The organism is Desulfobacter postgatei 2ac9 (genome assembly GCF_000233695.2).
GTDB classification, from domain to species: domain Bacteria; phylum Desulfobacterota; class Desulfobacteria; order Desulfobacterales; family Desulfobacteraceae; genus Desulfobacter; species Desulfobacter postgatei.
Genome location: NZ_CM001488.1, coordinates 1,964,389 through 1,986,433, shown reverse-complemented (window position 1 = coordinate 1,986,433; position 22,045 = coordinate 1,964,389). Strand labels below are relative to the sequence as shown.

Here is a 22,045-nt window from a genome sequence, read left to right as displayed (position 1 = left end):
GGAGACCCCCATTGAAATTGACCAATCCAGAATCCATCCAGAAAAGTGAAAAAGAATTTATTGACACCATAAATGCCGAACTTGACTGGGATGTCATCGAGCAGCTGCTGCTTGACAAACATAATTTTGAAGTTCACGATGACATCGCGTACAAGGATGGAACTCTTATCGTTTACAACAACGAAATCGCTTACAAATTTGATTTTGAAATCAAGGTTCCCCTTTCGGTAATTTTTAACCGTGGTGGAGAGTGCTTATCCATGTCAACCGCCAGGGAAGATGAAATGTTTGGAAATAACCACGATATGGAAATTCAAAATTCGTCAACGGAACAACCGCATAGTGGCGAGGCGGAGAGAAAAAAAGAACGGGGGATGGCTGTTGAAATCGCTGATTTAATCTCTGAAATTAATAATAAAGCGTAAGGGAGTATGAATATGCCGCAGGGCAGCAGCACCACGCGGGAGTCTGTCAGGAAACAGTTGGATGAAATTATAGCCAAGGAGATCACCGCTTTTATTGATGTAGATTCCAATATGGCGCTGATGTCTTTCAATCTTGCCACTATATCCTGTATCGTCATCTGCGTGGATCGGGAACGTGAGATTAAGGAGTATGCAGACGCGCCTCCCGAACGTTTCAACCGCAAAACCTTTACATCTGAACTGGTGGATATCGGACTTGACCAGGACGATTACCTTGACAATGCCATATCAACTGTCCTGGGATCCGGCTACATCACAACACTTCCCAATGGTGAACTGAAATCAGAAATGCCTGCGTTTATGATGGTCGGTTTTTTAGACTCCATGTTTCCAGGCATGCAGGGCCTTAACCTGATTGCTTTTATCCTTCAAATGAATGAGGAGGTCAATGCCGGCCGGAAAAGCCTTGAGCTTGCAAAACAAAGTTTTGAAAAAACGCTTAAAACCCGTGGCGTTTCCGTCACAAAGGACCGCGCACAGGAACGGGCAACAGAAATGGTCAAAGGGATTCACAAGGCAGTCACTGTACAGTCGAAACAAATTTCAGCCCGGTTAAAGAGAGAAAAGCTCAACAAGTTGTCCCAACTCATGAAGACCAGGAAACAACGTACCGACGGGTACCATGAAAAGGTCAAAATTAAAAATCTTTTTGACAAAGAGCCGAGCCCTGAAGAGATTGAGGCTGAAAAACAAAAAGCCAGGGAAAATGACAAGGCAGCCTTAAAAGCGGCAGAACTGGCAAAAGAGTTAGCGGGAAAAGAGGAAAAAATAAAACAAGCCGAGCTTACAGCACAAAAGCTTGCAGAACAGCTTAAAATTATTGAAGAAAAGCAAAAAGCTGCGGAAGAAGCCATAGCCCTTGAAGCCCAGGAAAAAGCCGAAGCCCTTGTGGCAAAGGAACAGGAAATGGCCGAAAGGGAAGCCAGACTTATAACACTTGAAGAAAAATTAAAACGCAGGGAGGAAGAGGCAAAAAAGAAAGCCGAAGCAAAAAAACTGGCGGCTGTGCAATCAGAAAAGGAAAAAAAACAAGATGATATTGAATCCAGGATCGCCGCATTTGAGCAAACGCTCTCCATGCCTTGCCCTTTATGCCGTAACGGCAGCGTTCAAGAAAAGACCACGGACAAAGGAAAGGTTTTTTACTCCTGCAATCAGAAGGATTGCCGGTTTGTATCCTGGGATAAACCCTATCATTTTGAATGTCCATTGTGCAAAAATCCTTATTTAACCGAATTCATCACACCGTCCGACACCCCCGGACTTAAATGTCCCAGGGCTTCATGCACCTATTCCCAGAACAACCTGCTGCCCCCCGCTCAGCATATGGCCGCAAATGCAGCACCCACAGAGCCTGCCCCAAAAAAGAAAAAGCTGGTCAGACGAGTCAAACGACGGCGATGAATATTCCCTTACAAAAAATGAAGCCAATATTTTCTGCAGTTTTAATAGGGTTAACCATCCTGGTAGCATTTCAGGTATATGCCCTGATCGGTCCGATTACTGATACACCAGGGGTACAAACATCCTCAAGTAATCCAAAGAGTGACCATACCCGGCCACAATCCAAATCTAATCGCTTCGAACCTGTCAAATTAAATAACGTCATAGAAAAGGTTACCCAGCGAAATCTTTTCAAGGTAGAGGTAGACGGTCAAAAAAATAAGGCATCTGAACCCATGAACCTTCATCTTGAAAAGACCAGCCTGGAACTGACGCTTTGGGGTACGGTAACAGGTCATAAAAAACAAGAAGGCTGGGCTGTAATACAGGATATTGAAACAAAACAGCAGGATCTATACCGGGTGAATGATAAAATCCAGGGTGCCACCATTAAATCGATATTACGCAACAAGGTTATTTTAACCGTAAACGGCAAGGATCAGATTCTTGAAGTGAATGCGGATCCGTCACCTCTTCTTGACCGAAACCGCAGTCCTGCCGACAGACCCTCCAGACCCAGGCCCCCGCAGGATCACAGGCCGGCCCAGAAAGAAGTGGAGGATATGTTAAATGCGGCATCAAACTCAAATCCATTGTTCAAAACCCGACCCTATATCAAAAACGGCGAAGCGTCAGGTGTTATGATTTACAGCATCAAGAAAGACTCCTTGGCCCAACGTTTAGGTCTCCGAAACGGGGACATTATCCTGGCCGTGGACAACATTGAGATACAAGATCCCCAGGATCTTGAAGATTTTGATGAGAGCATTGACGACAGCTCAGATATTAACATTTCCATCCTCAGACGCGGAAAATCCAAAAAACTGGTTTTTAGCGGACAAGATAACGCGCATACCATCAATGATGTTCAACGATAATGCACCTTGTATCACTTGCAATATCCAATTGAGAATATTCATAATTCGATTGTTTCTCTGCATTTTTATTTTCAGTTCACTACCTAAGGTGCTTTGGGCCCAGGACCCAACCAAAAACAACGACACAACAACCAATCCCGTAATTAAATTTTATCAAACGCACATATCCGGCATTGACGGAAATCGTTGCGCCATGTATCCGCACTGCTCCCGGTATTGTGCCCAGGTCATCCGGAAACACGGGATCGGCCTGGGCGTGATCATGGCCTGCGACCGTCTCCTCAGATGCGGTGGGGACGAGCGCCAACTGTCTGCCCATGTCAGGATCAATGGGCGCGAATTAATATTTGACCCGGTCAGTGCCAATGATTTCTGGTGGTTTTCACCTAAACCGTTGGCAATTGAAACCAGCCAACCTGGGAAAAAATTGTATCATTCAGGTTCCGAACGGATGTCGAATTTGAATCCGGATCACCAAAAATGAAGCATCTGCTGATATTCCTGGTCGTCCTTGAATTTTTTGGTATACTTGATCTACCGTATGCCTATGCAATACCAAATAATCAACCCGGCCTTTTTATTACGGCAAATATGCAGTTTGACTACGCCCTGAATCTTTTTGAACAAAAAGATTTTAATGCAGCCCAGGTGGAGTTCAAACGGTTTATCCATTTTTTTCCCCAAGACCCCAGGCATGACCGCGCCGATTATACCATAGGCGTCGCCCTGTTTTACTCGGGGCAGTATTACGAGGCAGCCAAACGATTTGATACAATAATTCGGCAGTCCAAAGATAAAGACAGCCCATGGGTCGAGCAATCCTGCTTTATGCAGAGCCAAGCCTTTGAGGCCATGGGCAACACAGGTTATGCCCAGATTGTTCTGCAAAATTATTTAAAACTGACCCGGGATACCGATACAAAAGACCGAATTTATCTGGAACTTGCCCGTATGCATATCCGGAACACCGTTACCCCGGGAAAAAATGAACTTGCCTATGCGCGTAAAAATTTGATGCTGATCAGTCCTGAAAAACAGCGAAAATACGACGTAGCAACGCAACTTGAAACCATTGACAATGCCGTACATGCACCGACAAAAAGTCCTGTTCTTGCAGGAATTTTGGCCATTATCCCGGGAGGTGGCATGCTCTATTGTGAACGGTATAAAGACGCCTTTATCAGTTTTTGCTTTAACACAGGCTTAATATGGGCGGCATACACGGCCTTCGACCATGACAACCCCGCCCTTGGCGGTGTGATTACCTTTGTGGAGAGCGGCTTTTATTCAGGCAATATTTATGGCTCCATAACCGCAGCCCACAAATACAACAAAGCAGCCCAGATAAAAATCTTGAACAAAACCTTTGACTTTGAACCGGGGTTGGACCCGGTAAATAAATCTTTTTTCCTGAGATTAACTCACGGATTCTGATTTACGCATTAAAAGCACAGAACATTCAAAAAACAGTCCATGGACCCAGGATTCTTGTAAAGTATCGTGATATCATCCGTGCAGGGTATTGGGGATTGACATGACCCCCCTACCGGAGTAGTATCCTCAACGTTCTCAGGGCGGGGTGAAATTCCCCACCGGCGGTAACCTGGAAATTTGAGGTCAAATTCCGGGAAAGCCCGCGAGCGCTTTGCAGCTTTTTGCGCAAAGGTCAGCAGATCTGGTGAAACTCCAGAGCCGACGGTTACAGTCCGGATGGAAGAGAATAAGCAAAAGACACCAGACCATTGTGCTTACAGCTTACTGACACTTTTTGTCGGCAAGAACCGGTATGGCAATGGATGATCTTATTTTGCCTTTTTATTCCCACGCCCTGATTCATGTATTAATTTATAACGATTACCAAGGAGTTGAATCATGAATCAGAATCCCTTAAAACAATTTGGAAATTCCCGGCAGCGGTTACAGGCCGCTCTTGAATCCCTTCGCCGGGGTTCAGGCGTATTGGTGGCTGACGATGAAAATCGGGAAAATGAAGTGGATCTCATTTTTGGGGCACATACCCTTAAAGTAGAGCAGATGGCTATGCTGATCAGGGAATGCAGCGGCATAGTCTGCCTGTGTCTTCCCCGGGCAAAGGTTGCGCACCTGAACCTTTTTCCAATGGTAAAAAACAACACAAGTCCTTACCAGACTGCATTCACAGTCTCTATTGAAGCGGCCAAAGGTGTCACCACAGGGGTTTCTGCCCGGGACCGGGTAGCAACCATACAGGCAGCCATTGCCGATGATGCAGTGCCGGAAGATCTTAATTGCCCCGGCCATATTTTTCCGTTACAGGCAAAACCTGGCGGAGTACTTGAACGTGCGGGCCATACCGAGGCCACAGTTGATCTTATGACCCTGGCTGGTTTACCCCCATACGGGGTTTTGTGTGAACTTACAAACCCCGACGGAACCATGATCCGGCTCCCTAAAGCAGCACAATTTGCCATAGACAACAGTTTTACAATGCTCACAGTTGAAGATATTATAAATTACAGGCTTGGGGCACAACGCGCTAAAGCATCATAATCTTTCTCCGGCATCTGCATACTTTCGTGCCGGATGCCGGACAAACAATTGCTGGTTCGCCCGTCACACATCCTTTTTCGTCAATTCATTAAAAAGTTTTGACTTTATTCATAAACATGTGTTAAAAAATTTAATATTGTGCTGTTTTGCTCTTAAATAGGTAATGTTCGATAATCCGGCTGAAGTTCATTCATTTAACATTCAGGAGCGTTACTCAAGTCTCTCAGTATTATTGAACTGTATTCTTACGTTAAGTTCTATTTCCCGACACATAGCAAGATACTTAGCAATTTCTATTGCGAATTTTTGCGGGATCTTAACCATACGGAGGAAACATCATTGAACGATTTTTTAAAAAATCTGAGAAATTCCGGTAAAAAGGAAATCTCGTCCGTTAGAAAAAACATGGACAGTAATTACTTTACACCTGGAGAACGGCGTACGCCAAAAGACAGGAGAGCCTCCGCCTTTAACCGGTCAAGTGCCATTCCGGAAAAAAAAGCAAGGAGAGAGGATATTGAGGACCTAATCCCGGTTATTGCCGAAAGCACCATCCAACTGGTCAAAGAAATGGGCCGTATAGCAGCGGTAAGTGAGATGCTCATGGAATCACAGATACGCCAGCAAAATGCCATGGCTGATTTTTTTGAATCCTTGAAAACGCTTATGAAAAACAGCCAAGGCCCGGATGAGATGCCAATAGCAACAACCAGCTATGCCTCGGGCACCCATTACACCAAGGATGACATCATCTCCACCATAAACAGAATGCGAGATCAAGGCGCCACATTTGCCACGATTGCTGAATACTTAAGAGATAAAGGGATTCCGACATTTTCCGGCAGGGGGCATTGGCATGCCCAGACCATCCACAGGCTGTGCAAACAAATTTAGCCGTTATTCAGTCCTTATTTAAATGGGCTTTAAGCTTAGTTTAATATTCACAATCGTATAATTATTATATATGATATTCCCCGTCTTTACATTTTTTTGTAAAACCATAGTTGCCTTTAAATACGAAAGATAAAAGCCGTCTTCAAGCAGGCAATAAATATTGGAGGGGGGGGGCGAGCATGAAAAAAGCCACTTACTGGGCGGATTCCTACATCTATAAACGCTGCAGCGCCCAGGAGGCCCTGAAACATATCCGGCCTGGTCAACGCGTATTTATAGGCTCATCCTGTGCTGAACCCCAGCACCTTGTCAAAGAGTTATCCGCTATTTCCGCAAGATTGACCGATCTTGAAATCGTGCGCCTGCTCAGCATTGAAAACGGCCCACTGACGCTTATCGCTAATGAGCCCCACTCCCAGCAGTTCAATATCAGATCCTTTTATTTAGGATCCTGCGGACCAAAGATTATCAAAAAAAATCAAAAATTTATTACGCCTGCGAACCTGTCCCAGATTCCGTACCTGTTCAAATCCGGGCTCATGCCGTTGAATACGGCGCTGATCCAGGCCTCTCCGCCCGATGACTTTGGATGGATGAGTCTTGGAATTTCCGTGGACATTAATCTTTCGGCCTGCGAAACTGCTGATATTGTGATATGCCAGATCAACCCCCAAATGCCCCGGGTCCTGGGCAGAAGTTTTATCCATGTTAATGATGTTGACTATATTGTGGAACATGAGGATCCGCTTTTAACCATCCAGCCGCGTCCTGAACATGAGTCGAACAATATTATTGCCAAACATATTTCACGTCTCATTGAAGACGGTTCAACCATCCAAACAAGTCTTAGTTTAACCACTGAGGCAGTTATGTTGGCATTATCAAATAAAAACGATATTGGAATTCATTCACAATACCTGTCAGATGCAATCATGCATCTTTTTTCCATCAGGGTCATCACGAATAAGAAGAAAGGGTTTAATAACGGCAAACTTGTGGCCAGCGCAGCCGTAGGCTCCAGACTGCTCTATGACTTCCTTGACGACAACCCTTCCATTGAATTTTACCCGTCGGATTATACCAACAACCCGGGTATCATCGGTCGCCATAATAAAATGGTTACCCTGAACACGGCCATGGCCATTGATTTAACCGGCCAGGTGGCTGCCGATGCCCTGCCGTTTAACAACTACACAGGAATAAATGGGCTGCTTGACTTCACCCGGGGAGCAGCTATGTCAGAGGGTGGAAAATCCATCCTTATGATGACCTCTACCATGGATCACGGGCAAAAAAGCCGGATCGTTCCCCGTTTAGCAGAACACGCTGTGGTGGTCCCAAGAGGAGATGTCCAGTTTGTGGCAACAGAATACGGGGTGGTGAATCTTTTTGGCAAAACACTTCAGGAACGGGTACTGGCGCTGGTATCCATTGCCCATCCGGATTTCAGGGATGAACTGTTTGCCGCAGGCAAGGAGATGGGCCTGATTGACAGTGACCGCAAATTTAAAGAGGCCATTAAGGGCGTCTACCCGCTTAAATATGAGGAAACCATTGTTATAAAAGATATCCCCATTACATTCAGAGCGGCAAAACCGACGGATGAACGGTTTATCCAGGAACACTATTACACCATGAATCGCGGGGATATTGTTTCTAGATTTTTTCATGAGAAAAAAAGTTTTGCCTATGACCAAATTGAAACCACCTATGAAATTGATTATATCAATGACCTGACCATTGTCGCGACCATAGGTGAACTGGGATTTGAAAAAATTATTGCTGTGGGCGAGTATTTTAGAAACACCATCATTAACATGGCCGAAGTTGCTTATTCCGTATCAAAAGAATACCAGGGCATGGGAATTGCCAACGTCTTACAGAAAAAACTCAATCAAGGGGCCATTGACAACGGTATTAAAGGATTGATCGCCTATACTTCTCCACATAACAAAGGCATGATCCGCCTTTTTCACAAACAGCCATATAAAATCACAACTGAAAGAAATGATGACATGCTTATTCTAACCTGCTTGTTCAATGAGCCGAAAGAAGATGGCAACGACGACGGCGGCAAAGCCCTGGGAGAGGCCATTCTATCCATGGGCGCAGGGACCTAAGTCCTTAACTTGTTCCTGAACGGAAACCCGTGTTTGGCCGAAAAGTTGCCCAGATGCAAGGCGCATAAAAATTTACAACCGGAGCATACTAAAGTATGTGAGGATTGGAAATTTTTATGCAACGCCGCAGATGGGTCACTTTTCGTTCAAACACTAACTTTTTCTCACAAGCAACGCCACGGATTCAATATGATAGGTATGGGGGAACATATCCACAGGTGTCACTTCTACTACGGCGTAACGTGAGGCGAGCATTTCAAGGTCCCTGGCAAGGGTTGCAGGATTGCAGGAGACATAGACGATTTTGCCCGGAGAATTGGCCAGCACATGTCCCACCACATCCTTGTGCATACCCACCCTGGGCGGATCAATGATGATCACATCCGGCTTTTCGGGGACCTGTCCAAAAACATCCTTGATGTCCCCTTCCAGAAAGGTGCAGTTATTGATGCCGTTCAAACTTACATTTTCCCGTGCGTCAACCACAGCAGAGTGGACAATTTCAATACCGTATATTTTTTTTGCCTGGCCGGAAAGCCAGATGGGAATGGTCCCGGTACCTGAATACAGATCCAGGACTGTTTGGGATCCGTCAAGACCCGCATATTCACTGACTTTTGTATACAATTTTTCACAGGCCCGGGTATTTGTCTGGAAAAAAGAGTTTGCCGAAATTTTGAACTGATACTCACCAAGCTGTTCGATCAGATGATCTTCTCCATGCATAAGGATCTCTTCCTTACCCGTGGAGACCCCTGATCGGGAATCTGTAATATTATTGACAATGGAGCGTATCTGACTGAATTTTTCCACAAGTTGCCTGCTTAAGGCTTCAATGATATCAGGCTTTTTTTCACTGGTCACAAGATTGACCATCCACTGGTCCCGGGCCACGGAATGCCTTAGCATGACAAAACGCCAAAAGCCCTCGTGGTTGCGCAGATGATATGCGTCAAGACCGGATTCGGCCACAAAGCCACGGATGGTTTCTAAGATTTCATTACCAAGAGCCGGCATAATATGACAGGTATGAATGTCAATCACTTTGTCAAAGGTGCCGGGCACATGCAATCCAATGCCAAAGCCCTTTTTGACGGTGTCATCAGAGAGTTCGTCCGGCAGAAGCCAACGCATGGAAGAGCAGGAAAACTCCATTTTATTCCGGTATTCATAGATATAATCCGAGGGCACAACATCCATCACCCGCACATCTTTCAAGCGTCCGATGTGCGCCAGAGACTCAAGCACATGGCGCTTCTTGTATTCAAGCTGGCGCTCGTAAGGCAGTTGCTGCCATTTGCACCCCCCGCAAAACCGGTTATACTCGCATCTTGCTTCCTGGCGCAGGGGCGAAGGATTGACAATATTGATGAGCCGTCCTTCGGCCCAGGATTTCTTTTTTTTGAAAATCTTTACAAAAACCCGGTCTCCTGGAATACACCGGTCCACAAACACGGGAAATCCATCGGGTTTAGCCAGACCCTTTCCCCCGAAGGCAAGGTCAATAATGTCAAGTTCGTAGGTTTTGCTTTTTTTAACAGGCATTTTATACTATATTTTGTGATTATATTAATTGTTGAAAAAGGCGATAAATATACAAGGATATGAATATAAAGACAAGATGAAAATCGTAGAAATAAATTTTATAGTTGATGGATTCAACTTGAAAGGCACCCTTCACCTTCCCAAAAGGCCCATCCCCCCCCTTGTTGTCGGTTCCCATGGTCTTGAAGGCAGCAGAAACTCTGCAAAACAGGTGCTTTTATCAAAGGTTCTGCCTGCAAATAAGATAGCCTTTTTGCGTTTTGACCACAGGGGATGCGGCGACAGCCAGGGCAATTTCCTTAAGGAGACCTCTCTTGAAAACCGCACAAGGGATTTTTGTGCGGCAGTGGATCATGTTCTTAAAATGGGGGTTACATCAAATCGGGTTGCCCTGTTTGGCTCCAGTATGGGTGGTGCCACCTGTATCAGCGCCTGGCAGGATCTTGAACGTTCAGGCGTCAGTATTCAGGGCGCTGTTTTGTGTGCGTCCCCCGTGAATACCCGGACCATAACAAGGATTCCCCTGGCAGGGAATAACAAGCGCCCTGCCCTTTCTTTGGATTTTTTCAAGGAAAACCTTTTGTATGACCTTTCAGACCAGGTAAAGGCCTTGCACCATGTCATGATTTTCCATGGCACTGCCGACGAGGTGGTCCCCGTGGAAAATGCAGAACGCATTTACGCCGCCATGCAGCCCCCCAAAGAGATGGTACTTCATGACGGCGGAAATCATCAGATGACAATCCGGGCACACCAGCAGGATTTTGAAAAAAAAATGACTGCCTGGTATAAATCTGTATTTAAAAAATAGGCTTGATCATAACATCAGCCACAAAGTGTCCATCTGAAATATTTTTTATGTAGTTAAAAAGAGCCTTCCACTACCGGCTTAATAATGATTTCTACGCGACGATTCATTGCGTCATTGGAAGAAATTGGCCGGGACTCCCCATAACCCACGGCCATGATTCTTTGGGCTGAAACGCCGTTGTCAATTAATTGGTTTGCGACAACTTGCGCTCTTCGTTCTGATAATCTTTGGTTATACTCTTCCGAACCTTTGGTGTCAGTATGCCCGGCTACTTCAATGCGGGAATGGGGATACTTGATTAAAATGTCCGCAATCCTTGTCAGTTCTGAATATGCCCCTGGTTTCAAACGAGTTGAGTCATAATCAAAATAAGCTTCTTCTTTAAAGGTTGCCCTTAAAATATCCTGCTCACGCTCTATACTTGCCGATTCGGAAGCGCCAACTGCATGTCGCAACTCTTGCTCCTGCAGGTCCATATATTTACCGACCTGATTACCTGTAAGCCCGCCGATGGCAGCACCGATACCAGCACCGATAAGTGTGGATTGCGTGTCTCTGCCAATGACCTGGCCTAGAATGGCGCCGACGGCTGCGCCGGTACCTGCCCCCACAGCCGTTCCTCTCTCCTGATTCGTCTGCATGGTTGCGCATGAAAAAAGAGCGGCCGATAAAACAATAACAACACCCGTGACAATCAATTTTTTCATAAAACCCCCCTTAAGGTGTGGAAAACCAAGCCTTCGGGCTTGGAAAAAAAACAGTGCTTCAGCACGTTGTGTTTGTAAAAAGGTATAATATTTAGTCTTCAATAGTTTTTCACAAGTTCCCTGCGCAGCATCTCAAGGGACATGGCGGCAAACAGTTGTTTGTTGCGCTCACGGTCTCCGCGATCCAGCAGAAACCTTTGGGAATTCGACCCCGACGGACCTGCCACCCCAATGCATACGGTTCCCACAGGTTTGGCTTCGGTTCCACCGGAAGGGCCGGCAATGCCCGTGGTAGACACGGCCCAGTCTGACCCGCCGGCTGTTCTGACGCCAATCGCCATTTCAAGGGCAGTGGTTTCATCCACCGCCCCATTTTTTTCCAGGGTTTCCCGGGAGACGTTAAGAATTGTTTCTTTGGCGGAGTTGGCATAGGTGGTGGCTGAAAACAAAAAATAGTCAGAGGCGCCCGGCACATCCGTGATCAGGTGAGCCACAAGTCCGCCGGTGCAGGATTCAGCCACACTGAGCGTCTGCCCGCACTTTTTCAAAAGCCGCCCCACTTCCTGGGCCAGGGTCAGCCCCTGGTCTGAAATGACTATAGATCCAAGCTGTTCCATCACCCATAGTTTGGCCTGCTTCATCTGCCTGGCGCCATCCATGCCCTCTTCGGAATCGGACACGACCTCTTTAAGCAGGGACAACTTCACCTCAATCATGGGGAATCTGACCCTGAAACCCAAATGAATTTCGGGAAACTGCAGCCCAAAACCTGAAAGGATCTGTCCAACCCTTGATTCAGGCATGCCAAACAGCATCAGGCGGATGATTTGGATTTCACCGGCATGACCGGTCATTTCATACAATTTGGGTCTCACTTTCAAATCAAACATCCGCTCCATTTCCCGGGAGACACCGGGCATACAAAAAAAACGGCACTTGTTGATGGTCATGGAAATCCCGGGAGCCGTACCATGAAGATTTTCCAGAAACTTTGCGCCTTTGGGCAGCATGGCCTGTTTTTCATTGGCGGGGGTAAGATCGAACCCGCGTTTATCAAAATACTTTTTCATGGACTCCAGGGCTGCGGTATCCAACTCAATTTTCACCCCCGCAGCTTCAGCCAAGGCCGCAGCCGTTAAATCATCGGGTGTCGGTCCGAGGCCACCTGTCATCACACAGATATCTGCGGCAGATGCGATGCTTTGAATCTCCCGTACAATGGCTGCCATATCATCACGCACAGCCGTTGTTTTTATAACGGTTATTCCTGAACTTTTAAGCTGCCGGCATAAAAATGCGCTGTTGGTATCCACAATATCACCAAGCAGAACCTCGTTTCCGGTGGATAGAACATGGCCATTAATCATGACAAATTCCTTTAAAATTCTTCTATATGATTAAAAAACATGGCATGGTTTGATGAAAAAAAAGCCGGATTTTTTCTAAACCTGGATCCCACTCCCAGCTGCTTTTTAAACTCTTTATCAATAAACGATTTCACATTACGGCGGGTCCAGCCCAATGGGTGTTCAAAATTAAGATATAAAGAGAGATCTCCATGGTAAAATTCTTGGGTAACAAGCCCCTGGGCATCTTCGCTGAACTTAGGTAAATTAAACACGGACAGATTCAAATAGTCAATATCGGATTTATGGGTCTTGATATAATCCAGAGTGCGGTAAGCTGCAGCCTCATCTTCATAATGGGTGCCGAAGAGCAGGTAAACAAAAGTAAGAATGCCTGCAGCTTTAAGATTGGCAAGGGTGGCTGACACAAGCTCAAGATCCGTCCCCTTTCCCATATCCTCCAAAACCTTCTGATCACCGGATTCAAGCCCGAGTTTAAGCATTTCACATCCGCTTTGCTTAAGCGCCCGGCAAAATAGAGGATCTGCAAAATCCTTTTCAAACCGGACAAAGCCGTACCACTTAAACGCACACGTCCGTCTGGAAAGTGTACGCAGAAACGCAGGCGTTATGGCATTGTCTATAAAATGCACAACATCCGGATGGTGGTTTTGAGCCATTAGGTCAAGGTCTCCAAGCACCCGATCGGGCCGCTGGGTTGAATAGGGACGTGTTTCAGCCTTTTCAGGGCAGAACCGGCACTTGCGCCAGTAACACCCGATGGAACCCCGAAAAGGCAAAATTTTTGCCGGCGCAATGTAATCATGGTTATCGGCAAACCCGTAATCCGGCACATAATGTTTTTTCTCAATGCCGGGCTTACCAAGTAATGCGAGCAAAGCAGATTCTCCCTCCCCTTTAACCAGGTGATCAACCAGGCTTGAAAACGGGTTGTTAAAATGAGGACGACTCATCCAGGAAGAGATCAATCCTCCTCCCATGACAAGTATTTTACCCGGGAAGTTATCTCTGATCCACCCGGCCAGGGCAAAGCTGACCAAGGCCTGATTGAGATAGCAAAGGGAGATACCGATCCAGGGATGATCCCAGCCTTCTATCACGGGGCGAAGTTTTTCTTCAAAATATGGGAAAAAGGGGTTTTCCTGGTATAATGCGGCACTGTCAAGCAGGGCCTTTGAGTCCACCGAAGAGAGCTGATTATCTGAATAATCACTTAAGCTGATTCTAAATCTTGACCGGTCCACGGATACCGCCACCAGCCGGTTCAGGTCATAGACCCGCTGGTGGTATCGGTCAAAATTGGTGTAAAGATCAGAGCTGCGAAGATCATTTAAAACGGCTGCCCTGTTTTTCAAAGCCCTACGGGTCCAGGAATCGGTTGCCTTGTCTTTGCCAACAGAATTGATCAGCCACAAAAGGCCGTCCACATTGGCATCAACACATTTGCAGTCAATACCATTTTCCTTTAATGCGGAAGACAAAAGAGCAATGCCGGCCGGGGGTTCACAAGGTTTTGCCACAGGGGGGAAAATCAAAAGCATTTAAATCAGTCCTGAACCAATATCATAAATCATGAAACTTAAGATGCATCCAAATTAAAACATTCAATATATAAATGCCGGTGTCCAATAGTGCCAGCTTTTTTTCATCTTTGTCCGGTCTTAATTTATAGGTTTTAAATTTTGTTTCTACCAATAGAAACATTTTTATTGACACCGTTATTAAAACCATTTAATTTGGCCTTTAAAAAACGTATATAGAGTAAGGGCACCTATGAAAACTTTTGCAACCCATCAGAAACTAAATTTGTGGCGCTGGCATTCCTGGCCAATATGGCAATGGCTGTTGCACCGGTTATCAAAGATGTTTTAGATTCTTGTGACATATCGCTGCAGCAGCTTTCACTAACTTTCATGGCTGTTGCGGACCCAAGGCTGACAACACCCATGTCAGCCTTTTTTTTATTTTAAATATTTTGTGAGGATTTTTTAATGATATTAGACAGACTGCCGGATAAAGACCAATTCATCAAACTTGCTCAATCCGCCAATGTCATACCTGTGGCCACGAGGGTACTTGCAGACAGTGATACACCCGTATCCATTCTACAGAAATGCTATGAAAAGGACAAAGCGTGCTTCCTTTTAGAGAGTGTGGAAGGCGGTGAACGGTGGGGGCGTTACAGTTTTCTTGGTGTGTCTGCATTTGGGCACATTAAAATTTTTCAAACCCATGTGCTTGTGACAACCCGCCACGACACCCAAAAAATCGCACATGACAATGATCCTTTAAACGTGATGCGGGACGTTATCAAAGGATTCACCCCTGCCGATATCCCTGATTTACCGCGATTCTGGAGCGGTATTACCGGCTATTTTGCCTATGAGATGGTCTCTTTTTTTGAAAATATTGATGTTTCCCTGCCCGATGGCACCCCGTACGGCCATTTTATTATTCCCGAACAGATGATCATCTTTGACAATATCAAACAGACCCTGACCTGCCTGAATATCTGTTACCTGTCCAAAACAGATGATCCGGCCACGGTCTATGATAATGCCAGGAATAACGTTGACACGCTTGTGAGGGATTTAGGAAAACCGCTTGTTCCCAGGACGGCGGCCCACGTTGTCGATACACAGCTTGCACCGGAAACACCGGCCGAAGAGTATATGGAAGGGGTTAAAACCATCAAGGCGCATATTGTAGAGGGAGATATTTTCCAGGCGGTATATTCCCAGCCCTTTTCATGCAAAACAACGGTCGATCCCGTACTGATCTACAGGGCCCAGCGCTACATCAACCCGTCACCATACATGTTTTTCATGAACTTCACGGACCGGGTCATTGCAGGATCTTCCCCTGAAACCATGGTTCGCCTTGAAAACCGGGTGGCAACCCTTCGACCCATTGCAGGCACAAGGCCCAGGGGCAACAGTGAACAAAAAGACCGGGCCCTGGCCGATGATCTGCTCAATGATGAAAAGGAAAAGGCAGAACATGTGATGCTCATCGATCTGGGCCGAAATGATCTTGGCCGGGTCGCCCAGGCCGGCACGGTCCAGGTCACGGACACCATGGTCATTGAACGCTATTCCCATGTCATGCACCTGGTCTCTAATATCACCTGTGATTTAAAAGAGGATTGTGACGCCTTTGATCTTTTCAAGGCCACCTTTCCGGCAGGCACCTTGTCCGGTGCGCCCAAAATCAGGGCCATGGAGATCATAGCAAAGCTTGAAAAACGACAAAGGGGTGTTTATGGCGGTGCTGCCGGGTATATCTCCTTTACCGGCAACATGGATTTTGCCATTACCATCCGCACCGCTGTCATGGAAAACGACACGTTAACCGTCCAGGCAGGGGCAGGCATTGTCTACGACTCAGACCCTGAAACCGAATTGAACGAATGTATCAACAAGGCCAAAAGTGTTGAGATGGCATTGAAACTTGCTCTGTCACAAAGCCCAAAAGGATAGTAAGATATGAAAACCGCAATAATAGACAACTATGATTCCTTTACCTTTAACCTGGTGCATTATGTGCTGCATACAGGGGCACAGGCAGAGGTTTTCAGAAATGATAAAATCAGTGTGGAAGCGCTTGCCGGCTTAGGGTTTGATGCAATCATCCTCTCACCGGGGCCGGGCAGGCCTGAGGATGCAGGCATCTGTCTTGAACTTGTTCAAAAACTGTCCGGGACACTCCCCATACTGGGGGTGTGTTTAGGCCATCAGGCCATTGCCCAGAGTTTTGGCGGCACCATTATCCATGCCAAGTCCATTATGCACGGCAAAACATCCGTGGTGCAAGCCGACGGCAAACACATCTTTTCGGGCATCAACAAGCCCTTTAATGTGATGCGTTACCACTCCCTGGCGGTTCAGGAATCGGACCTGCCAGACTGTCTGGAAGTGACGGCCAGAACTCTGGACGGTGAAATCATGGGTATAAGACATAGAGAGCACCCCACCCAGGGAGTTCAATTCCATCCGGAATCTTTCATGACCACCGTGGGAAAACGGCTGATCAGAAACTTTATCAAAGGAGCATGATGTGGATTTTACAACGTACCTGAATACCATAGTACGCGGACAGGATCTCAGCCAAGATCAGATGGCGAACATGATGAACATCATTTTTTCAGGACAGGCCACCGAAGCCCAGATCGGGGCATTCATGGGAGCCCTTGCCACAAAGAGGGAGACATTTGAGGAACTGGCAGGTGCAGCCCGGGCCATGAGGACCAAGGCGGTTCGTGTTCAAACGCTTGCCAAAAAGGTCATTGACACCTGCGGCACAGGCGGTGACGCCTCCGGGTCATTTAATATCTCCACCACAACGGCCTTTGTCATTGCAGGCGCGGGCATAACCGTGGCAAAACACGGCAACCGGTCAATCACCAGCAAATGCGGATCTGCGGATGTACTTGAAGAACTTGGAATTAATTTAAGTGTGCACCCTGAAATTGTGGAAGAGGCCATCAACGAAATCGGCATTGGTTTCATGTTTGCGCCCCTGTACCACGGATCCATGAAGTACGCCATGAAAGCCCGTATGGAGTGTAAGATCAGAAGCATTTTCAACATGCTCGGACCATTAACCAACCCGGCAGCCGCCTCATGTCAAATCCTTGGGGTATATGCACCGGAACTAACTGAAATGTTTGGAAAGGCATTAAATCTGCTGGGTGTGGAAAAGGCCTTTGTGGTTCACGGCCATGACGGTATGGATGAAATGACCACCACAACCCTGACCCGGGTGACGGAACTCAATGACGGCATGATTAAAACCTATGATGTGGATCCCTTGACCTATTTTGACGAATACGCCGACCCCAAGGATCTTTTGGGTGGCGATGCAAAACACAATGCCGCCATCACCCGGGCCATTCTGTCCGGGGCAAAGGGCCCGAAACAGAATATCGTCCTACTCAATGCAGGCGCCGGCCTTGTAGCCGCAGATGCCGCACCGACCATTGAAAAAGGGATTGAAATGGCATTAAAATCGATTGAAACAGGGGCTGCCATGGAAAAACTTGAGCTGCTGGCGGATTATACCAAGGAAAACGCTTAAACGGAAAGGCAGATAAATGAAAGGATTTCTCAACGCTGTTGTTGATGTAAAAAAAGAAGAAATAAACCAGGCCAAAAGCAAAGTACCCTTAACCGCCATTCGCCATGATGCCGAACACACCCCTACCCCGGCTTCTTTTGCTGATGCCATGGCAGATTCAACCCGTGAAGCGATCGGTATCATTGCCGAGGTCAAAAAAGCATCCCCTTCCAAGGGAGATATCAAAATTGATCTTGACGTGGCCGCCTATGCCGGGGCCTACACCCAGGGCGGGGCAAGGGCCATATCGGTGCTTACGGAATCAAAGTACTTTAAAGGCACCTTGTCCGATCTTGAACTTGTGTGTCAAAACACAGATCTGCCCGTACTTCGAAAGGATTTTATCTTTTCCGAATACCAGATTTATGAAGCCAAAAAGGCAGGGGCGTCTGCGGTTCTTTTGATCACCACCCTGCTTGATCCCGCCCAGCAGGCAGAACTGACCCTTCTTACCCGGGAACTTGGCATGGAACCGCTGGTGGAGATTAATTCAGAATTTGAATTTGAACAGGCATACAAAGCCCAATCCCGGGTGGTGGGCATTAACAACAGAAACCTTGCGACCCTTGAGGTGGACACAAGTGTGGCAAAACGTGTGGCAAAAATTTTTCCCGATGAAATCATCCCCGTGGAGGCCTCGGGCATTTCCGGTCGCCCCGGCATTGAAGCCGGCATTGAAAACCGTATTTTCAATTTCCTTGTGGGAGAGAGCATTGTCCGTTCAAAGGATCCGGCCCGGTTTATCAAAACCCTTCTTGGCCTCAACGAAGAGGGTGATTAACGGCCATGGCTCAAATTCCCGCACCCATATGGCAGATACCCGCCCAAAGGCACCGTGTGCTTGTAAAAATATGCGGCCTGACCCTTGTGGACAATGCACTTGACTGCGTGAAAGCCGGCGCGGATATCATTGGGCTTGTTTTTTTTGAAAAAAGCCCCCGGCATGTCAGCACAGCCAAAGCCCGGGAAATTGCCCGGGCCCTTCCCAAAGGCGTGCCGGCCTGCGGGGTGTTTGTCAACGAAACCTATAATTCGATCATGCAGACCGTTTCTGCCTGCGGACTTGAAATCGTGCAGCTGCACGGCGCAGAACCACCTGATCTTGCTGAACGATTATCCGCCCAAAACCTTGTGGTAACCAAAGCTTTTTTTGCAGCAAAACCTCCTAAGCTTTGTGACACAGAAAAATATCCATCCGCTGATTTTTGTCTGGCTGAGTACGGCAAAGGGATACTTCCCGGAGGCAATGCAGAAACCTGGGATTACAACCAGGCCCTTGACATGGCAAAAAAAGTGCGTTTGATGCTGGCCGGAGGGCTTAACCCGGCAAATGTGGCGGATGCGGTTGCGAGGATACATCCCTATGCCGTAGATGTCTCTTCAGGTGTTGAAAAAACAAAGGGCATTAAGGATATTGCAAAGGTAAAAGCCTTTGTCAGGGCTGCAAAATCTGTTTCTATCTGACCAATAACTTACTGCCGATATGTATCTTATCCTCAGGTGTCAGATTATTCAGTTTGCGTACGGCTTCCACATTGGTTTTATATTTCTGGGAAATCGACCACAGAGTTTCACCCTTTTGAACCGTATGAAACTGGTTGGTCTTCTTTGGTTTGTCAGCGTTTTTCTTTGCCACCTGAACCTTTTTCTCGGACGCGGGTGCAGACTTCTTCACTTTAGGCTCGGATTTGACAATCTTTTTTGGAGGAGGCGTCGAGGCAACAACAGCCACCTTTCTTAATCGGCCTTCAAGTTTGTCCACACGTTCAATCAGAACATCAAGCTTCAGGTTGACTGCCGTTTCAATTCGAGAGATCCGTTGATCAAGGCCTGACACGGCCCGTAATGCAGCTTGGTTTTCATTCTGAGCCGAAGAGGATGCTATTTTTGCCAAAGCAATCTCAAGGGCTGAGATACGATCTTCAAAACCCGGGGCGATATGATCTTCCCCTTTAGCTGAAACAGCTTCCTGTTCAGTGCTATTTTGTGTCGATGATCCCCTGAAAAAAAAGAAAAAAACCAGGATTGTAACCACCAGGGCGGCGATAATAATCATGTTAAATTCATTTTTTTTCATCAATGAGGTGCCTCGGTCGATGGTGAACACCCCGGGTTCATTTTTTTCCTGGGTTGTCTCTTTGTCTGTGGTATAAATGTTGGATTCAGGGGTGGTTTTCTGTTTCATTTGTCGGCTCCTGGAGAAAAATATTTTAATGCCTTTTAATAGCATTTCAGTTTGTTATTTCAAGCCCAAACAATAATTTTACGTTTATATAATTTCATCGTATAAGAATACGGTTTATACATTTGGTCGGACCAAATCAGTATACAGCAAATTTTTCAGATAGTTGCCTGTCAAGTACACCTTATCGACCGGTCTGGCATACCGGATATAAAAATTGAAATCCTGGAGCCTGGCATAAAATTGTAAAAAAACGGCCTTATCGGTTTCCAGATTGACCCGGCATTTATCAAACAATTGAAAGGCACTTGCGGCATGATGAACCATGAGATAAAAGCAGGCGGCTGACAAGTACTTGCAGTTTATCTGCCTGTATAATTCCGGATAAAATCTGGAAACATAGAGGCTGCCTGAAAAAACTTCATGGGAAACAATCAGCGTTTTTGAAATCTGCTTTCCTGTATGTCTGCTGCAAAGAAAATATTCCAGACAGGTGTCGTCCCTGGAAAAGGTGAGTAAAAACCGATTGTTGAATCTTGGAATCTGCTGATTTAAAAAATTATTTTCCCCGGCGTTTACTGTGATCATTTTAAAGATCCGGCTATCCTTGTCTGGGAATCCGGCACAAATCTGAATCCCCTTTGAAACCAAATTGTTCATACCACTCACTCAACACCTTGAAATCGCTGTTCGAACATTTGTCATTGGGGGTGAAGGCGGGGTTGGCACTAAGTCGGACGTTAAAACAGTCCGCTTTCCGGCACAACTCCACAAGCATCAGTGTTCCGTTACCGCTTTGGAGAACAAAAGCCTTTAGATGATGGATATGGACGGTCCTGCTTTGGGTACCAACCTCATTCAATGCGACGGCACCAATGGGCTTTCCATAAACATTTTGAAAAACAAACGAATGGACCCGGGAATGAGTTCCTGCATATCCATACCCGGCAAGGCGACTTTTGTACTTTCCGTAAAAATAATTGATGTATTCCTGTTCTCGGGATACCGGTAATGTCTGAGCAGCTCTATCCGAATGGAGGTCAAAAGATCGACAATCACTCAATGAATCAACCTGTGATGATGCAGGTCCCAACTGGGTATTTACATTTAAAATATCTTGTCCTGAAAGCCACAACGGTAATGGATCAGTTGCTTTAAGACAGTTGAAGAGAGCCCCCGTCATTTCAAAGGGAGCTGTCTCAAGTTTCAACTGCCCGGCAATATCTGTAAAAAGCGATCTGGAGGATTCAAATACAAAATTTCTGGCAGAAGAAGATTCAATTTCATCATCAAATTTTCCCGAATTAAAAATTTTTCTGCAAAGCGATGAATCTATGCTGTTCCATGCACGGCAGATAAAAGGGCGAACCTTATAAATGCTGCACATGCCGTTTTCTAAAAAAATACAAGGCAGCTCATCCTTGATTGAGAAAAGAAGGCCAATGGATTTTCCCCGGGTCCGTTGAAGCCGCAGTTCGATTTTCTCCATGAGCAGCAGAGTCTGTTTTCCGGTAAAACATTCATTGATAAAGGACAGAATAAGCAAGGATTCAATGGGCAGCACATGTATCTGGGAATGACAGCAGTAACTGCAGCCTGGCCCGCAAGCCACATCAGGGCTTTTATTCGAACTTTCAAGGGCGTCGACAATATCATGGGCGTATGCCATGACCTCTTTTAACACGGGAAGAATCGCGTCATTTATAAAACCGTTGTAAATTTTTTCCCGAAAATGGTCTTCCAGAATATCTTTGAATGCATTTTGGCATGAATCGCCTATGATTGCTCTCATATATCCTCTCCAATGTAAGACAGAGAGGATTCTGTACCAAACCAAAAGGCTGTCTGAACTTACTTAATCCTGGATTCCCGGCATAAAATTTGCTTAGCCAACCCTTGCGCTCTGATACATAAAAATCTGCTGAGGCTTGGCCTCTGCAAACCCTGACCCAAGATCATATTTGATGAC

The 22,045-nt window shown here is 46.3% G+C and carries 21 protein-coding genes and 1 riboswitch; of the genes, 14 read left to right on the top strand and 7 right to left on the bottom strand.

Annotated elements, in window-relative coordinates:
• Positions 1-11: 11 nt before the first annotated feature.
• From DESPODRAFT_RS09095 to DESPODRAFT_RS09060, 8 genes are all read left to right on the top strand, one after another.
• Entirely contained in the window at positions 12-425 is a 414-nt protein-coding gene (locus DESPODRAFT_RS09095) for a hypothetical protein (RefSeq protein WP_004072995.1), read from the top strand.
• 12 nt (positions 426-437) lie between these two features.
• The gene (locus DESPODRAFT_RS09090) at positions 438-1,889 is read left to right on the top strand and encodes a hypothetical protein (RefSeq protein WP_004072992.1); all 1,452 of its coding nucleotides are present in this window, start codon (positions 438-440) and stop codon (positions 1,887-1,889) included.
• A complete protein-coding gene (locus DESPODRAFT_RS09085; protein WP_004072991.1) occupies positions 1,886-2,806 on the top strand; it encodes a type II secretion system protein N in 921 nt (306 codons plus the stop codon). The genes DESPODRAFT_RS09090 and DESPODRAFT_RS09085 overlap by 4 nt, the downstream gene beginning before the upstream one ends.
• Entirely contained in the window at positions 2,688-3,290 is a 603-nt protein-coding gene (gene yidD / locus DESPODRAFT_RS21860; RefSeq protein WP_371905012.1) for a membrane protein insertion efficiency factor YidD, read from the top strand. Before DESPODRAFT_RS09085 ends, yidD begins: the two co-directional genes overlap by 119 nt.
• On the top strand, positions 3,287-4,240 hold the full coding sequence (locus DESPODRAFT_RS09075) for a tetratricopeptide repeat protein (protein ID WP_004072989.1): 954 nt from the start codon (positions 3,287-3,289) through the stop codon (positions 4,238-4,240). Before yidD ends, DESPODRAFT_RS09075 begins: the two co-directional genes overlap by 4 nt.
• Positions 4,241-4,367: 127 nt before the next feature.
• Positions 4,368-4,532: riboswitch (FMN riboswitch) on the top strand.
• Positions 4,533-4,678: 146 nt separating this feature from the next.
• Positions 4,679-5,335: a 3,4-dihydroxy-2-butanone-4-phosphate synthase gene (ribB, locus tag DESPODRAFT_RS09070; RefSeq protein ID WP_004072987.1), complete on the top strand. Its 657-nt coding sequence runs from the start codon at positions 4,679-4,681 to the stop codon at positions 5,333-5,335.
• A 339-nt stretch (positions 5,336-5,674) separates the two neighbouring features.
• A complete protein-coding gene (locus DESPODRAFT_RS09065; protein ID WP_004072985.1) occupies positions 5,675-6,229 on the top strand; it encodes a recombinase family protein in 555 nt (184 codons plus the stop codon).
• A 179-nt stretch (positions 6,230-6,408) separates the two neighbouring features.
• A complete protein-coding gene (locus DESPODRAFT_RS09060) occupies positions 6,409-8,349 on the top strand; it encodes a bifunctional acetyl-CoA hydrolase/transferase family protein/GNAT family N-acetyltransferase (protein ID WP_004072983.1) in 1,941 nt (646 codons plus the stop codon).
• A 153-nt stretch (positions 8,350-8,502) separates the two neighbouring features.
• On the opposite strand, the gene rlmD is transcribed toward DESPODRAFT_RS09060, so the two are convergent.
• A complete protein-coding gene (rlmD, locus tag DESPODRAFT_RS09055; RefSeq protein ID WP_004072981.1) occupies positions 8,503-9,894 on the bottom strand; it encodes a 23S rRNA (uracil(1939)-C(5))-methyltransferase RlmD in 1,392 nt (463 codons plus the stop codon).
• A gap of 76 nt (positions 9,895-9,970) precedes the next feature.
• Between rlmD and DESPODRAFT_RS09050 the strand changes: the two genes are divergently transcribed.
• Positions 9,971-10,705 carry an alpha/beta hydrolase gene (locus tag DESPODRAFT_RS09050; protein WP_004072979.1) on the top strand — a complete coding sequence of 245 codons (735 nt, stop codon included), beginning with the start codon at positions 9,971-9,973 and terminating at the stop codon, positions 10,703-10,705.
• A 53-nt stretch (positions 10,706-10,758) separates the two neighbouring features.
• On the opposite strand, the gene DESPODRAFT_RS09045 is transcribed toward DESPODRAFT_RS09050, so the two are convergent.
• The 3 genes from DESPODRAFT_RS09045 to DESPODRAFT_RS09035 all read right to left on the bottom strand — a co-directional run bounded on the left by DESPODRAFT_RS09045 (position 10,759) and on the right by DESPODRAFT_RS09035 (position 14,320).
• Positions 10,759-11,412: a YiaD family glycine zipper/OmpA-like lipoprotein gene (locus tag DESPODRAFT_RS09045; protein ID WP_004072978.1), complete on the bottom strand. Its 654-nt coding sequence runs from the start codon at positions 11,410-11,412 to the stop codon at positions 10,759-10,761.
• A 98-nt stretch (positions 11,413-11,510) separates the two neighbouring features.
• Positions 11,511-12,779: a CinA family nicotinamide mononucleotide deamidase-related protein gene (locus DESPODRAFT_RS09040; protein WP_004072977.1), complete on the bottom strand. Its 1,269-nt coding sequence runs from the start codon at positions 12,777-12,779 to the stop codon at positions 11,511-11,513.
• A gap of 11 nt (positions 12,780-12,790) precedes the next feature.
• Positions 12,791-14,320, bottom strand: a complete 1,530-nt coding sequence (locus DESPODRAFT_RS09035; RefSeq protein WP_004072976.1) for a B12-binding domain-containing radical SAM protein — start codon at positions 14,318-14,320, stop codon at positions 12,791-12,793.
• Between the two features lie 450 nt (positions 14,321-14,770).
• Between DESPODRAFT_RS09035 and DESPODRAFT_RS09030 the strand changes: the two genes are divergently transcribed.
• From DESPODRAFT_RS09030 to DESPODRAFT_RS09010, 5 genes are read left to right on the top strand one after another with little or no spacing between them, the layout of a single operon-like run.
• A complete protein-coding gene (locus DESPODRAFT_RS09030; RefSeq protein WP_004072970.1) occupies positions 14,771-16,258 on the top strand; it encodes an anthranilate synthase component I in 1,488 nt (495 codons plus the stop codon).
• A 6-nt stretch (positions 16,259-16,264) separates the two neighbouring features.
• The gene (locus DESPODRAFT_RS09025; RefSeq protein WP_004072969.1) at positions 16,265-16,834 is read left to right on the top strand and encodes an anthranilate synthase component II; all 570 of its coding nucleotides are present in this window, start codon (positions 16,265-16,267) and stop codon (positions 16,832-16,834) included.
• A 1-nt stretch (position 16,835) separates the two neighbouring features.
• Entirely contained in the window at positions 16,836-17,855 is a 1,020-nt protein-coding gene (trpD, locus tag DESPODRAFT_RS09020) for an anthranilate phosphoribosyltransferase (RefSeq protein WP_004072968.1), read from the top strand.
• A 16-nt stretch (positions 17,856-17,871) separates the two neighbouring features.
• Positions 17,872-18,675 carry an indole-3-glycerol phosphate synthase TrpC gene (locus DESPODRAFT_RS09015; protein WP_004072967.1) on the top strand — a complete coding sequence of 268 codons (804 nt, stop codon included), beginning with the start codon at positions 17,872-17,874 and terminating at the stop codon, positions 18,673-18,675.
• Between the two features lie 5 nt (positions 18,676-18,680).
• Positions 18,681-19,358 (top strand): phosphoribosylanthranilate isomerase, encoded by a 678-nt coding sequence (locus DESPODRAFT_RS09010; RefSeq protein ID WP_004072966.1) that lies wholly within the window; start codon positions 18,681-18,683, stop codon positions 19,356-19,358.
• Here DESPODRAFT_RS09010 and DESPODRAFT_RS09005 read toward each other — a convergent pair.
• From DESPODRAFT_RS09005 to DESPODRAFT_RS08995, 3 genes are all read right to left on the bottom strand, one after another.
• Complete coding sequence (locus DESPODRAFT_RS09005; RefSeq protein WP_004072965.1) at positions 19,351-20,079, bottom strand: LysM peptidoglycan-binding domain-containing protein; 729 nt, start codon at positions 20,077-20,079, stop codon at positions 19,351-19,353. The two genes, DESPODRAFT_RS09010 and DESPODRAFT_RS09005, sit on opposite strands and share 8 nt — an antisense overlap.
• Positions 20,080-20,193: 114 nt before the next feature.
• Positions 20,194-20,664, bottom strand: a complete 471-nt coding sequence (locus DESPODRAFT_RS09000; RefSeq protein WP_040015915.1) for a hypothetical protein — start codon at positions 20,662-20,664, stop codon at positions 20,194-20,196.
• A 13-nt stretch (positions 20,665-20,677) separates the two neighbouring features.
• Positions 20,678-21,868: a YkgJ family cysteine cluster protein gene (locus DESPODRAFT_RS08995; RefSeq protein WP_004072963.1), complete on the bottom strand. Its 1,191-nt coding sequence runs from the start codon at positions 21,866-21,868 to the stop codon at positions 20,678-20,680.
• Positions 21,869-22,045: the final 177 nt, after the last annotated feature.